Below are 15,012 nucleotides of genomic sequence, written 5' to 3' on the forward strand. Positions count from 1 at the left end.
ATAACATGAAGATAGTAGCTGGAATGGGAAGTATTGATGATTATATTAGATTAGTTAAAGCAGGAGCAGATGAAGTATTTTGTGGATATGTGCCTTATGAGTGGAATAAAAAATATGGTAGCTTATTTCCTTTAAATAGAAGAGAAGTGCTTTATTATAACATTCAAATAAATTCATTAGAAGATATGAAGATATTAAAAAGCATGGTAGATGTTTATAAGGTTCCAGTAAGTATTACATTTAATTATTTATATTATTTAGAAGAACAATATGAAATAATATCTTATATAATGCAAGATTTAATAGAAATTGGATTTGATGAATTTATAATTGCAGATATTGCACTTATATTATATTTAAAAGAAAAAAATATAAAATGTAAAATACATTTAAGTGGTGAAACTGCTGAAATAAATAGTCTTTCTATAGAGTTCTTTAATAAACTTAATATATCTAGGTATGTTTTTCATAGAAAGAATACAATAGAAGATATGAAAGCATGTATAAAAAATAATACAGTAAAAAATTTACAATATGAAGCATTTATATTAAATGAAATGTGTCATTATAGTGGAGCTTTTTGCAGTTCTTTGCATTGTGATGAACTAGCTCATTTATGCAAAATACCATATGATTTAGTAAAAATAAATAGATTGGTTAATAATTTTCCAGAGGTTGATAAAAAGCTTGAACTTTATTATGACGAATTAGAGAAGGAAATTCTTTATTTTGAAGATGAGAATGAAGAAAGATATACTTTAGGGAGTACAGGGTGTGGAATTTGTAAATTAAAAAAATTAAAAGAAGCAGGGGTTACTCATCTTAAGGTTGTTGGAAGAGGTAAGTATATTGATGATATGGAGAAAGATATTATTGGCTTAAAAAAGGCTATTAGTATGCTTGAAAATATCGATTATGAAGAATTTGAGAAAGATATAAAAGATAAGCTATTTAAGAATGGTTGTAGCGGAGAATGTTATTATTAAAATTATGAAGGAAAAGTATTTATTTTGGAGTATATGAAGAAGTGCTTTTTTTTACTGAAAATAGTAGTATTATAGTTCTAGATGCAATTTAGTTCTCTATGTGTATATAGAAAAAAAGAAATATTATTATTGAAGGAAATATTGAAATTCAAGGTGAGATTTCATAAATTCCAGAAAAGATAATATTTCTTTTTTCGTTATTACACTTTAAAGATAAATTATTGTGTTATATATTTGCTAGTGAAGTTAGAGACTGTTGTCCAATATGTTTCGGGATCAACCTCTGAAGCTTTAGCATGTCCAGCATTTTTTATTGTTAACATTTCCTTTTCAGAGCTTGTAGCATTATATAATTCTTCCATCATATAATAAGGAACAAAATCATCTTCATCACCATGAATAAATAAAATTGGAGTCTTAGATTTTGCAACTTGCTTTAAAGTGGAAGCTTCACCTAAGAAATAACCAGCCCTCACTTTAGCAACTAAAGATGATACATTAAGTATTGGAAATTCAGGTAGAGAAAATAAATCATCTAGTTGATAAGCAAATTCATCCCAAACAGAAGTATATCCACAGTCAGCAACAATTGCTTTTACATTAGAAGGTAAATCTTCACCAGATACCATAGATACAGTAGCTGCACCCATAGAAACACCATGTAATACAATTTCAGCATTAGGATTATATTCTAATATTGTATTTATCCAATCGATAATATCTAATCTATCATCCCATCCCATACCGATATAATCACCTTCACTTAAGCCATGTGATCTTAAATCAGGTATTAAAACATTATAACCCATGTCATAATAATTTTTGGCATAAGAACTCATATTAATACCTTCACTTGTATAACCATGAACAGTAATAACCCATTTGTTTGAGTCATTTTGATTTAAAACCTTATAAGCATGTAAATTTAGGTTATCAAAAGAAGTTAGAGTTTCATCGGTATAATTAGATTCAGTAAGTAGCCATTGAATATCACTATCTAACACTTGTCCACTTGTTGCTTCTGCCTCTTCTGGTGTTCCAAAAACAATATCTTTAGGTGTATCAGGATTTAAAGCCAAATTATAAAAATAATTTCCTACAAAGCTTAATCCTAGAATAAGAATAACTAAAATAGAACTTATAGCTATTCCAATAATTTTCTTTTTCTTCATTGTTAATTCTCCTTTGTATAATAAAATAATTTGATAATCAAATATTAAGTGAATTTATTCTATCATGGTTTAAAAGAATGTACAATACAATAAATTTAATATAGTAATTTAAATTAGCTTTTATTTTCTACTATGGATTATAAAAGCTTTGGCTGATATAATGTGTTTTAGAATATTTACAAACGAGGAGTAATTACATGAAATATTATTTAGCACCAATGGAAGGAATAACAGGGCATATATATAGAAATGCTTACGAAAAATACTTTCACAATATAGATAAATACTTTACACCATTCATTGTACCTAATGAAAGCTTGAGTCTTAAAACTAAAGAGTTAAGAGATATGCTACCAGAAAATAATGAGGGTTTAAATATAGTTCCACAAATATTAACCAATAATGCAGAAGGATTTGTATTAACTGCTAATAAGCTTAAACAATTAGGATACGAAGAAATTAATTTAAACTTAGGTTGCCCTGCAGGGACTGTTGTTTCTAAAAAAAGAGGGTCAGGATTTTTAGCTTATCCAGAAGAATTAGATAGATTTTTAGATGAGATATATAAAATTAATGATATGAAAATATCAATAAAAACTAGATTAGGAAAAGAAAGAGCAGATGAATTTTATAAGTTAATAGAAATTTATAATAAGTATCCTCTTGAAGAATTAATAATTCATCCTAGAACAAGAGAAGATTTTTATGGTAATACACCAAACCTAGAAATTTTCAAAGAATCATTAAAGTTAAGTAAACATTCAATTTGTTATAATGGAGATATTTTTACCGTTGATAATTATAATAAAATAGTAAAAGAATTTCCGCAGGTAGATAAAATAATGATTGGAAGAGGAATATTAGCTAATCCTGGTTTAATCGATGAAATTAAGGAAAATAAATTTATTACTAAAGAAATTTTAAAGCAATTCCATGATGAGATTTTTGAAAATTATACAATTCTTTTAAAAGAAGATAAAAATGCAATGTATAGAATGAAAGAACTATGGGGTTATATGTCTCATATATTTACTAATAATAAAAAATATTATAAGAAAATAAAAAAAGCACAAAAGGCAATAGATTATAAAGTAGCTGTTAATAGCCTATTTGCAGAGCAGGAGATTATAAAAGGTGCTGGATTATTTAGTAATGAAGAATAAAAATATTAATATAATATTATGAGTATAAATTTATGTTTATAAAATAAAAAGTTTAAATATTGTAAAAGTTGATATAAAAGGTTATAATTGTTTTATTGATATGAGCAAGGGTGCTAAAAGAGTTTTCTTTTAGTGCCCTTGCTTATTATTTAATAGGAGGTATAAGTGTATGAAAAAGGTATTTTATAATGGGAGGATAATCACACTTGAAGGAAATGAAAGTGTAGAATCAGTTTTTATAGAAAATGGAAAAATAAATGAAATAGGAAATTATGAAGATATAATAAAAAAGTATTCTGAAGTTGAAAAGATAAATTTGGAGGGTAAAACATTAATACCAGCATTTTTAGATCCGCATAGTCACTTTTCAGGTGCAGCAAGTGCTCTTTTACAAGTACCATTAGAAGAAGCAGTTTCAATAGATGATGTATTAGAAAAGTTAAGTGATTTTGTTAAAAGTGATAATTTGCAAGAAAATAAATGGGTTATAGGTAAGGGATATGACCATAATAATTTTGTAGAAAAAGCTCATCCAACTTGTGAAGAGTTAGATAAAGTAAGTACTAAAGTTCCAATTCTTATTCAACATAAATCAGGGCATGCAGGAGTGTTTAATTCTAAGGCGTTAGAGTTACTAGGTGTAACTGTAGATACTGTATCTCCTGAAGGTGGATTAATAGGTAAAAAGGATAATAAGTTGACTGGATATATGGAAGAAACAGCATTTATGAAATATATGAAAGAAGCTGCAATGCCAGATGCAAATGAATTATTTAATGCATATATTCAAGTACAAGAAAAATATTTATCTCATGGAATAGCAACAGTTCAAGAGGGAATGATGGTTTCTCAAATGATTCCATTATATGAGGCTTTAATAAATAATAATATGTTGAAAGTAGATTTAGTTGGTTATTCAGAAGTTTCTTCAGCGGAAAAATTATTTTCTAAATTTAAAGATTCAATAATGAAATATAACAAAAATTTTAAGTTGGGCGGATATAAGATATTTTTAGATGGATCACCACAAGCACGTACTGCATGGATGCTTACACCTTATTTAGGAGAAGATACATATTATGGTTATGGCACAATGAAATATGAAGATGTTTATAATGCTATAAAAGAAGCAACAAAAAATAATGTACAAATACTAGCGCATTGTAATGGAGATGCAGCTGCTCAACAATTTATAGATGCTATTAAAAAGGTACAAGAAGATGGATATGATGTAAAAAGTTTAAGACCAGTTATGATTCATGCACAATTGCTTAGAATAGAGCAATTAGAAGATGTTAAAAAGTTAGGTATCATACCATCATTCTTTGTGGCACATGTATATCACTGGGGAGATGTTCACATTAATAATTTTGGATTTGAAAGAGCATCAAAAATCAGTCCAACTGCTTCTGCCTTAGAAAATGGTATTACTTTTACATTCCATCAAGATTCACCAGTTATTGAACCAAATATGATGGAAACTATACATTGTGCAGTTAACAGAAAAACAAAAAGTGGAGTTTTATTAGGAGAAAGTGAAAGAATAAGTGTAATAGAAGCATTAAAGGCAGTTACTATAAATGCAGCATATCAATATTTTGAAGAAGATAAAAAAGGAAGTATTAAAGTTGGTAAAAATGCTGATTTTGTAATTTTAGATAAAAATCCATTAGAAATTCCTATTGAGGATTTAAAAGATATAAAAGTATTAGAAACCATAAAAGATGGAGTTACAATATATAAGAGAAATAAATAATGTGTTTAGCATAAATAAATTTAGAAATATCTTTATTTATATTTAGTAGCAAATTAACTTTAAAATTACGTGGTAGTTTTAAATATTAATTTGCTACTTTTTATATTTAAAATAAAATATAGTACATAAGTTTGGTATTGGTAAAAAATAATTTTGACTAAAACAAAAAAAAATATATAATAGAATAAGTGATTTTTTTGCAAAAATAGAATACGGGGTGACTTAATTTAATGGAAGATAAAAATAAACTTCAAGAGGAAATAACGAAGGCAGACTTTAAGAATGCCGAAAAAATGTGGAAAAGCCTAGATGAAGATTGCACATTAAATTCATTTTTAGAAAAGATGACTAAAGATGAATTAGTTAAAATAGCTAAAAAATATTCAGTAAGAGGTATTACAACATTAAAAAAAGCAGAAGCTGTTGAAAGAATTAAAGAGGTTGTTTTAAATAAGGTTAGTATTGCATTAGAATTAATGGAAGAAAGCACTTTAAAATTCGTAGAGGAATTACTTAATGTAAGCGGATTAAAAAAATATGAATGTAATGAGTTAATTTATATAAATTACTTAAGAAATAGAGGATTAGCTTTTTCAGGTATTAAGGAAGAAGAAGCCTTTGTAGTAATGCCAGAAGAATTAAAAGAAGTTATTTCTAAGCAAATTAATAAAGAGCTTAAGGAAAAAGTTAGATTAAATGAAGAAGTAACTAAGGCTATTGCAGGAATGGTTTACTATTATGGAGTATGTAGTTTTGATTTAATAAAATCTAATTTAGAGAATATCTTTGGGAAAACTTTTGAAGTTTCATATTTAAACGGATTAATAGCAAATGGTGAAGAATTAGGATATGATTATGTTATAGATGGAGATATGATTTGTCATATAGACGTTGAAGATGTAGATAATATAATGAAGCTTCAAAAAGATGCTAAAAATGATTATTATAAATTTGATAAAAAGTCATTAATTAAAGCTGGTAAAATTGACTTTGTTGAAGAAAATAAGCAAGGAAATAAATTAGAAAAAGTTCTTGGTGAGTTATTTGTAATAGATAAGAATATCTTAAGAGAGGAAATGGATGGATTTATAGTTGCTATAAAGAATGAAGTTGCAAAAGAAGAAGCTATAGATATTTTCCTTCAAGCATATGAAATTCAATCTGATGAGGAAAGAAAGATATTTATATATGAATTAGAGTTATTTGCTAAGAGCATAAGAAGATGGTCATTAAAGGGATACACTGAAGATGAAATAGCAAAACTTCAATCAAGAGTTGTCAATGTTGTTAAGATTGGAAGAAATGACCCTTGTATTTGTGGCAGTGGGAAAAAATATAAAAAGTGTTGTGGATAAACAATATATAATGGATTTTGGGGAATGCTGTTAAAAAGCATTCTCTTTTTCTATATAATTATATATATTAGTTGATAAATAATTTCAAATAATACTGGCTTAATTTGCATAATCTATTTTATAATAATAGTATATTTTTAATTTTTTTTGGGAGAGTGAAACAAATGATACGAAATGAAGCTGAAGATGTATTAAATAGCCTGTTAGTAGACTTATTTAATGACATATTAAAGATTGAAGGATCTGTTCTTAAGGCTGGAGAGTTTAGTGATTTATCGGTTACAGAAATGCACATAATTGAAGCAATTGGATGTGATAGGGAAATGACAATGACTGAAGTTGCTAGAGATTTAGAGATTACTGTTGGAACATTAACAACAGCAATAAATAGATTAATAAAAAAAGAGTATGTAGAAAGAAGAAGAATAGAAGAAGATAGAAGAGTTGTTTTAATAAAATTAACAGGTAAAGGAGAAGAAGCTTTTAAAAGTCATAAACAATTCCATGATGATATGATAAAGAGCATAATGGAAGAGCTTCCACAAGAAGAAGAAGTAGTACTTATTTCATCACTAAAAAGAATGGTTAATTTCTTTGAAACAAAGTATAATTTACATAAGTAAGCCTCCAAATTTTAATTTGGTCAGGCGAACTTACTCAGCCGACCAAAGAAGGCAGAGTTTCCACAAAAGCCTCCAAATTTTAATTTGGTCAGGCGAACTTACTCAGCCGACCAAAGAAGGCAGAGTTTCATTAATTAGACATAATTTTAATTTGGTTAGGTAATTTTACGCCTACTAATGATATCAAGTAGTGTATTATATTTATTTATTTGAAGAGTATGGAGTATGGGAGAAGGTATTGGTATGAATTTTAGTTCAAGTATGGAAGTTGCAAAGATTGCTACACAGATGGCAATTTCGACTAGGGAAGAAGAAGAGAAGTTAAAAGAAAAATATAAAAGATTAGGAACTTTAGTAACTGCTGTAAACATTGGTGGGAATATAAATGAATCAACTACAAAGATTTTAGAAAGAACTATAGTTGCAGCCAAAAGAAGTGGAGTAATAAGAGAAGAGCATTTACATGAAGGTGGAGTAATTGGAGCAACTAGAGATGCGTTAATGCAAGTAAAAGAAAGAGCTAGCGGTCAAAATGTTGGAGGTAAGGTTGGTATAGCTAGAAGAGGACAACATTTAAGTGTTTGTATATTTTTAAGTGTTGGTCTGTTGCACTTAGATGAAGTGGTGATTGGAATTGGTCATAGAGCTATACCTGAATAAAAAATAAAGAACTGTATTAAAGCTAATAAATTAGTTTTAATACAGTTTTTTTTATTGAAGCAATAAGGGATAGAAATAAAAACAACAAATGGAATTAAATAATATTATTTACATTATATTCAAAACATGATAATATAAAAATATCAAATTAATAAAATAACTTAACTTTTAGTAACAAAAGTATAAAAAATTACTATAATGATTGAATAAGAATAAATACATATGGGATTTCATCATTATATGAGGTGGGAAAGTAGGTAAGTAGGACAAGTTAGGTTATTTTAAGTTTTAGGAGGATGGAAAGATGGTAGGAAAGAAAAAGTTAGCTCTAATTTTAAGTGGCCTTTTAGTGATGACAGGATTAATGTCTTGTTCAAACGCTAATACGGAAGAAAAGGAAGGAAGTACAACTGAATCAAGTGAAAATGTTGAAAGTGATGGAAAGACATATACTATTGGAGTTAATCAGTTAGTACAACATGATGCATTAGACGCATCAAGACAAGGGTTCATAGAGGGCTTAAAAGAGAAAGGGTTTGAAGAAGGAAAGAATTTAAAGATTGATTACCAAAATGCGCAAGGGGATATGGCTATTGCAAAAACTATTTCAGATCAATTTGTTACATCTAAAGTAGATATGATATTTGCTATAGCAACATCAAGTTTGCAAGCATCATATAATGCAACAAAGGATATACCTATAGTATTTACAGCAGTTACTGATCCAATTGATGCTGGAGTAGCAAATTCTTGGGAAAGTTCAGGAACTAATGTCACAGGTACATCAGATATGGTTTCAATGGAAGAGCAATTAGATTTATTAACAGAATTAGTTCCAGACATAAAAACATTAGGTGTTATTTATAATTCATCAGAAGCTAATTCTTTAGCACAAGTACAAGAGTTAAAAAAAGAGGCTGAGAAAAGAAATATAGATATTAAAGAAATATCTGTTACTACAGTAAATGAAATAAATCAAAATTTAAGTGCAGCATTAGGTTCAATAGATGCATTATATGCACCAACTGATAATACAGTTGCTTCTGCATATGATTTAGTAGGAAATCTTTGTATAAATAAGAATATACCTATTTTATGTGGAGAAGAAGCGGGAGTATCTAAAGGTGGACTTTGCTCAATTGGTATAGACTATTTTAAATTAGGAAAAGAAGCAGGATATAAAGCAGCCGAAATTTTAAATGGTAAGGCTCCTAGTGATATAGAAATATCTACTTTAAGTGATATGAGTATAACAATTAATACTGATGTGGTTGAAAAATTAAATATTACAGTTCCAGATGATATTAATTCTAAGGCTACAAAGGTAACTGGAGGGGTTAACTAGTGGATGTAGTAATTAATGCATTAGAGCAAGGTTTATTATTTGCCTTAGTTGCAATGGGAGTTTATATTACTTATAAGATATTAGATTTCCCAGACCTTTCAGTAGATGGTACATTTCCTTTAGGAGCTTCAATATCGGCAGCTCTTTTGATTAATGGAGTAAATCCATGGATTTCGATATTGATAGCTACAATAGGTGGTGCAATTGCAGGTTCTATAACAGGATTTTTACATGTTAAGCTTAAAATAAGCAATTTAATGTCTGGAATACTTGTTATGATGGGACTTTATTCAGTAAATTTAAGAATAATGGGAAAATCAAATATACCTTTATTTAATACAAATTATATTTTTAAAAGCACAGCCGTAAATTCAATTTTTATTATATTGGCTATAGTTGTTGTAGTTAAAATTATTTTAGATTTATTCTTGAAGACAAAAGCTGGATTTTTATTGACAGCAGTAGGAGATAATGAACAAGTAGTATCTTCATTAGGGGTTAATAAAAACTTAGTTAAGGTTTTAGGACTTGCTATTAGCAATGGATTAGTAGCTTTAGCAGGAGCATTAACAGCTCAACATCAAGGATTTGCAGATGTAACTATGGGAACAGGAATTGTTGTAATGGGATTAGCAGCCGTAATAATAGGTGTATCCATTTTTGGAAAGATATCATTTATAAAAGCTACAACCTTATCTATATTTGGAGCAATCATATATAAATTAGTAATTGCAATTGCTTTATGGATGAAACTAAATCCAAATGATTTAAAAATATTAACAGCAGTGTTAGTTGCTGTAGCATTAGCGGCAAATAATAATGTATTCAAATTTAAGCGTAAAAATAGAGATGTAAAATCAATGAGTAATAAAGGTGGTGATGGTGATGCTAAAGATTCAAGGGTTATGCAAAGTATTTAATCCTAACACCGTAAATGAGAATAAAATTTTTGATAATTTTAGTATTGATATAAATAAGGGTGACTTTATTACTATTATTGGTTCAAATGGAGCAGGAAAATCAACATTGTTAAATTTAATAAGTGGTAATATTAATATTGATTCTGGATTAATAGTATTAGATGGTAAAGATGTTTCTTATAAGGAAGAATTTAAAAGAGCAAAATATATAGGTAGGGTTTATCAAAATCCTTCCTTTGGAGTATCACCAAATATGACTATACTAGAAAATTTAGCTTTAGCTGATAATAAAGGAAAAAAATATGGACTTTCTTTTGGGATAAATAAAAAGAGAATAGAGTATTATAAGGAGTTATTAACTAAGCTTGATTTAGGATTAGAGAATAAGCTTTATAACAAAGTTACACTATTATCAGGAGGTCAAAGACAGGCTTTAACATTAATGATGGCAGTTATGTCTGAACCTAAATTACTATTATTAGATGAGCATACAGCTGCATTAGATCCAAAGACATCAGCAAAAATAATGGAGATTACTAAAAATGTAGTTAAAGAAAAGGAAATTACTACATTGATGGTTACTCATAATATGAAGCATGCTTTAGAGTGTGGTAACAGATTACTAATGATGCATGCTGGTAAAGTGATTGTAGATGTTAGTGGAAAAGAAAAGAAAAACTTAACAACTGAAAAGCTTATGGAGATGTTCGGTAAAGCTAATGCTATAGAAGAATTAAGTGATAGAAGTTTATTAACTTCTTTAGCATAAAAATATATTTGAAGGGACTATATACTTATTTAAGGTATATAGTCCCTTTTTTGTATATGTATAAATAGAATAAAACAATTAGCAAATACAAATATTAAAAAAGTAAATCAATTAAATAAAGACTTTGTTATTAATATAACGAAACTTAAGGATTATGTTGGAAGTACAAAAAAATATTGCTAAAGTAATATTAAAAAAATATTTATAAAAACAGAGTGAAAAATGTCAAAAAAATTACTGGATAGTTGAAAATGTTATCATTGTTGAAAAATAAGGGGTTTGTAGTAGTGCTAATTATACAGTGAAAATAAAATAAAAAAAATATATAAAAAAAGTTTGACAAAAAATAAACAAACGAGTACAATAAGGGTGTGGACAAGTTAAAGAATTAACAATCAAAACAAAAACTTAACAAAGCCCAAAAGATAAGATATCAATTTAAAATTATTATAAATATTGATTATTTAGGAGGATGTAATACATGAAAGTTACAAACGCTCAAGAATTAACAGCAAGAATTAAACAATTAAGAGAAGCACAAAAGAAATTCGCTACTTACACTCAAGAACAAGTAGACGAAATTTTCAGACAAGCAGCTTTAGCAGCTAACCACAACAGAATTAAGTTAGCTAAATTAGCTGTAGAAGAAACTGGAATGGGAATAGTTGAAGATAAAGTTGTAAAGAACAACTTTGCTGCTGAATATATATATAACCAATATAAGGATATGAAAACTTGTGGAGTTTTAGAAGAAGATAAGACAAGTGGAATTACTAAAGTAGCAGAACCAATTGGTGTTATAGCTGCTATCGTTCCTACAACAAATCCAACATCAACAGCAATATTCAAGTGTTTAATAGCTTTAAAGACTAGAAATGCTATAATAATCTCTCCACACCCAAGAGCTAAGAATGCAACAATTGAAGCTGCTAGAATAGTTTTAGAAGCTGCAGTTAAAGCAGGAGCTCCAGAAGGAATAATCGGATGGATAGATCAACCATCAGTTGAATTATCACAAAATGTTATGAGAGAATCAGATATAATCCTAGCTACAGGTGGTCCAGCAATGGTTAAGGCTGCTTACTCATCAGGAAGACCAGCTTTAGGGGTTGGAGCAGGTAATACTCCAGCAATCATTGATGAAACAGCTCACATTAAAATGGCTGTAAACTCAATATTACTTTCTAAGACATTTGATAACGGTGTTATCTGTGCATCAGAACAATCAATCGTTGTTTTAGAACAAGTTTATGATGAAGTTAAGAGAGAATTAGCTGAAAGAGGAGCTTATATCCTTAAAGGTGAAGAAATAGATAAAGTTAGAAATATCATCTTAAATGAAAAAGGTGGATTAAATGCTGACATGGTTGGTCAATCTGCTTATAAGATAGCTAAGATGGCAGGAGTTAACGTTCCAGAAACAGCTAAAGTTTTAGTTGGTGAAGTTACTTCAGTTGAATTAGAAGAACCATTCTCACACGAAAAATTATCTCCAGTATTAGCTATGTACAAAGCTAAATCATTTGAAGAAGCTTTAGATAAAGCTGATAGATTAATAGAATTAGGTGGTATGGGTCATACTTCAGTTTTATATACTGATCAAGTTAAGAATAGAGATAGAGTATTAACATTCGGTGAAAGAATGAAAACTGCAAGAACATTAATAAACATGCCAGCAGCTCAAGGGGCTATCGGAGACTTATTTAACTTCAAATTAGCACCATCATTAACATTAGGTTGTGGATCATGGGGAGGAAACTCAGTTTCAGAAAACGTTGGTCCTAAGCACTTAATTAACGTTAAGAGCATTGCTGAAAGGAGAGAAAATATGCTTTGGTTTAGAGTTCCAGAAAAAACTTACTTCAAATACGGTTGTTTACCAGTAGCTTTAGCTGAATTAGGTGACATGGGTAAAAAGAAAGCATTCATCGTAACAGATAAAGTATTATTCGAAATGGGATACACTAACAAAGTTACAGAAGTTTTAGAATCACAAGGAATCCAATACAAAATATTCTCAGATGTTGAACCAGATCCAACATTAAGATGTGCTAGAGCTGGTGCTGCTGAAATGACTAGCTTCCAACCAGACGTTATAATTTCACTTGGTGGTGGATCAGCTATGGATGCTGCTAAGATTATGTGGGTTATGTACGAACATCCAGAAGTTAACTTCCACGATTTAGCTATGACATTCATGGATATAAGAAAGAGAATATACAGATTCCCAACTATGGGTCAAAAAGCTATGATGGTTTCAATAGCAACTTCAGCTGGTACTGGATCAGAAGTTACTCCATTCGCAGTTATCACTGACGAAGAAACTGGAATTAAGTATCCATTAGCTGACTACGAACTAACTCCAGATATGGCTATCGTTGACGCTGAGTTAATGATGACTTCTCCTAAGGGATTAACAGCTTGTGCTGGTATCGACGTATTAGTTCACTCAATTGAAGCTTATGTTTCAATAATGGCTTCTGAATACACTAACGGATTAGCTTTAGAAGCAATCAGATTAGTATTCAAGTATTTACCAGATGCTTATAATGAAGGTACAACTAACATTAAAGCAAGAGAAAAAATGGCTCATGCATCTTGTATGGCAGGTATGGCATTCAGTAATGCATTCTTAGGAATTAACCACTCAATGGCTCATAAGCTAGGTGCATTCCACCACTTACCACACGGTATGGCTAACTCTTTAGTTATGAAAGAAGTTATTAAGTTCAATGCTACTGATGCTCCAACTAAGCAAGCAGCATTTGCTCAATACAAATATCCAAATGCAGCATGGAGATATGCTAAGATAGCAGATCACTTAGGATTAGGTGGAAACACTGAAGCTGAAAAAGTTGAATTATTATTAAAGGCTATAGACGAGTTACAAAACAAAGTAAATATGCCTAAGACAATTAAAGATGCTGGTGTAAGTGAAGTTAAATTCTTCGAAACATTAGATGAAATGGTTGAGCAAGCATTTGATGACCAATGTACAGGAGCTAACCCAAGATATCCATTAATGTCTGAATTAAAAGAAATGTATATCACTAGCTACTATGGAGAAAATGCTAAAGATGAAGCTAAAGCTGAAGCAGCTCCAACTAAAAAAGAAAAGAAAGCTAAATAATCAATAATAATATATAAGGTCCTAGCGGAAGCTAGGGCTTTTTTTTAGATAATCAGAAAAAGATATCTTAAAATAATTTATGAAATAAGTGTAAAAAATAATATTATCCTAAAAAGAATTTACATATTTGATTTAACTTAGAAATTTGAGCGATAAAATTTATAATACTATATATGGTAATTTTAAAGTTAAAAGATTCATATAATTACATAATTTATATGATAATAGGAGTGTTTATATTAAAATTAATATAAATATATATTTATATATAGAAATATTCTATTGAATTTAAAAATGCTTTTTATAAAAGTTGTGATATAATATTCACAATAATAATACGAGGAGATAAAAGTTTGAGTAAGAATAGTTTAAAATTAAATGAAATTTCATTATTCTCTCATATAAATAATAATACAATACATAAGTTAAATGAAATTTGTTTTGTAAGGCAATTAAAAAAAGGGGAGCATCTTTTTAGAGATAAGGAAATAATAAAGAGTATTTATATAGTTAAAAGTGGCAAGGTTGCATTATATAAACAAAGTGAATCAGCACAAAAAAAAGTTATTTTTATTTTAGGTAAAGATACAGTAATTAATGAAGTAATAATTGATGATTTACCAGCTTCTATTAATTGTGAAGCTTTTGAAAAAGCAGAAATCTTATGTTTTGATAGAATAAAATTTTTAGATATTATGAAAGAGGATTTTGAACTTTCTAAAATAATAATTAATTCATTAGCAATGAAAGTAAGAAGATTATATAGACAAGGAAAAAATTCAATTCCTATAAAGGTTGAAAAGAGAGTTGCAGCAAAGTTATGGAAATTATCGAGAGATTATGGAATAGAAATAGAAGAGGGTACATTGATTGATTTAAACATAACGATTACATATTTAGCTGATATGTTTGGGGCCCCAAGGGAAACAATTTCAAGAGCTTTAAAAATTTTAAATAATGAAGGTTTAATCATAAATAAAAATAAAAGAATTATAGTTCCTGATAGAGAAAAATTAGTTAGATTCTTCAAAGATAATTAAGAAAATTTAAATGATGTGATAAATGTCACATCTTTTTTTTTGTAAAAAAAATATAATTTAAACATCGACTTGTTAATGTATTAACAAGAAAAA

The 15,012-nt window shown here is 28.6% G+C and carries 12 protein-coding genes; 11 read left to right on the forward strand and 1 reads right to left on the reverse strand.

Annotation, left to right across the window (positions count from 1 at the left end):
• The first annotated feature begins 5 nt into the window (after positions 1–5).
• On the forward strand, positions 6–986 hold the full coding sequence (locus HCG70_RS01245) for a U32 family peptidase (RefSeq protein ID WP_221697391.1): 981 nt from the start codon (positions 6–8) through the stop codon (positions 984–986).
• A 218-nt stretch (positions 987–1,204) separates the two neighbouring features.
• Here the strand turns inward: HCG70_RS01245 and HCG70_RS01250 are convergent, their stop codons facing one another.
• Positions 1,205–2,158: an alpha/beta hydrolase gene (locus HCG70_RS01250; RefSeq protein WP_195951302.1), complete on the reverse strand. Its 954-nt coding sequence runs from the start codon at positions 2,156–2,158 to the stop codon at positions 1,205–1,207.
• 197 nt (positions 2,159–2,355) lie between these two features.
• Here HCG70_RS01250 and HCG70_RS01255 point away from each other — a divergent pair, with 197 nt between their 5' ends.
• The 10 genes from HCG70_RS01255 (at position 2,356) to HCG70_RS01300 (ending at position 14,919) form a co-directional block, all read left to right on the forward strand.
• Positions 2,356–3,321, forward strand: a complete 966-nt coding sequence (locus HCG70_RS01255) for a tRNA-dihydrouridine synthase (protein ID WP_042395270.1) — start codon at positions 2,356–2,358, stop codon at positions 3,319–3,321.
• 169 nt (positions 3,322–3,490) lie between these two features.
• On the forward strand, positions 3,491–5,077 hold the full coding sequence (locus HCG70_RS01260) for an amidohydrolase (protein ID WP_221697392.1): 1,587 nt from the start codon (positions 3,491–3,493) through the stop codon (positions 5,075–5,077).
• Positions 5,078–5,307: 230 nt separating this feature from the next.
• Positions 5,308–6,432: a Rho termination factor N-terminal domain-containing protein gene (locus HCG70_RS01265; RefSeq protein ID WP_042395276.1), complete on the forward strand. Its 1,125-nt coding sequence runs from the start codon at positions 5,308–5,310 to the stop codon at positions 6,430–6,432.
• A 164-nt stretch (positions 6,433–6,596) separates the two neighbouring features.
• Positions 6,597–7,055, forward strand: a complete 459-nt coding sequence (locus tag HCG70_RS01270) for a MarR family winged helix-turn-helix transcriptional regulator (protein ID WP_042395280.1) — start codon at positions 6,597–6,599, stop codon at positions 7,053–7,055.
• A gap of 225 nt (positions 7,056–7,280) precedes the next feature.
• Positions 7,281–7,715 (forward strand): HutP family protein, encoded by a 435-nt coding sequence (locus tag HCG70_RS01275; RefSeq protein ID WP_242833226.1) that lies wholly within the window; start codon positions 7,281–7,283, stop codon positions 7,713–7,715.
• A gap of 304 nt (positions 7,716–8,019) precedes the next feature.
• Positions 8,020–9,060, forward strand: a complete 1,041-nt coding sequence (locus tag HCG70_RS01280) for an ABC transporter substrate-binding protein (protein WP_042395282.1) — start codon at positions 8,020–8,022, stop codon at positions 9,058–9,060.
• Positions 9,060–9,980, forward strand: coding sequence for an ABC transporter permease (locus HCG70_RS01285; protein ID WP_042395287.1), 921 nt, complete (start codon positions 9,060–9,062; stop codon positions 9,978–9,980). Before HCG70_RS01280 ends, HCG70_RS01285 begins: the two co-directional genes overlap by 1 nt.
• The gene (locus tag HCG70_RS01290; RefSeq protein WP_154820595.1) at positions 9,946–10,749 is read left to right on the forward strand and encodes an ABC transporter ATP-binding protein; all 804 of its coding nucleotides are present in this window, start codon (positions 9,946–9,948) and stop codon (positions 10,747–10,749) included. Before HCG70_RS01285 ends, HCG70_RS01290 begins: the two co-directional genes overlap by 35 nt.
• A 481-nt stretch (positions 10,750–11,230) precedes the next feature.
• Positions 11,231–13,879 carry a bifunctional acetaldehyde-CoA/alcohol dehydrogenase gene (gene adhE, locus HCG70_RS01295; protein WP_042395293.1) on the forward strand — a complete coding sequence of 883 codons (2,649 nt, stop codon included), beginning with the start codon at positions 11,231–11,233 and terminating at the stop codon, positions 13,877–13,879.
• 353 nt (positions 13,880–14,232) lie between these two features.
• Positions 14,233–14,919: a Crp/Fnr family transcriptional regulator gene (locus HCG70_RS01300; RefSeq protein WP_207743350.1), complete on the forward strand. Its 687-nt coding sequence runs from the start codon at positions 14,233–14,235 to the stop codon at positions 14,917–14,919.
• The last annotated feature ends 93 nt before the right edge of the window (positions 14,920–15,012 follow it).

Origin of the sequence: Clostridium sp. K04, from assembly GCF_019734375.1 — a bacterium.
Classification (GTDB): domain Bacteria; phylum Bacillota; class Clostridia; order Clostridiales; family Clostridiaceae; genus Clostridium; species Clostridium saudiense.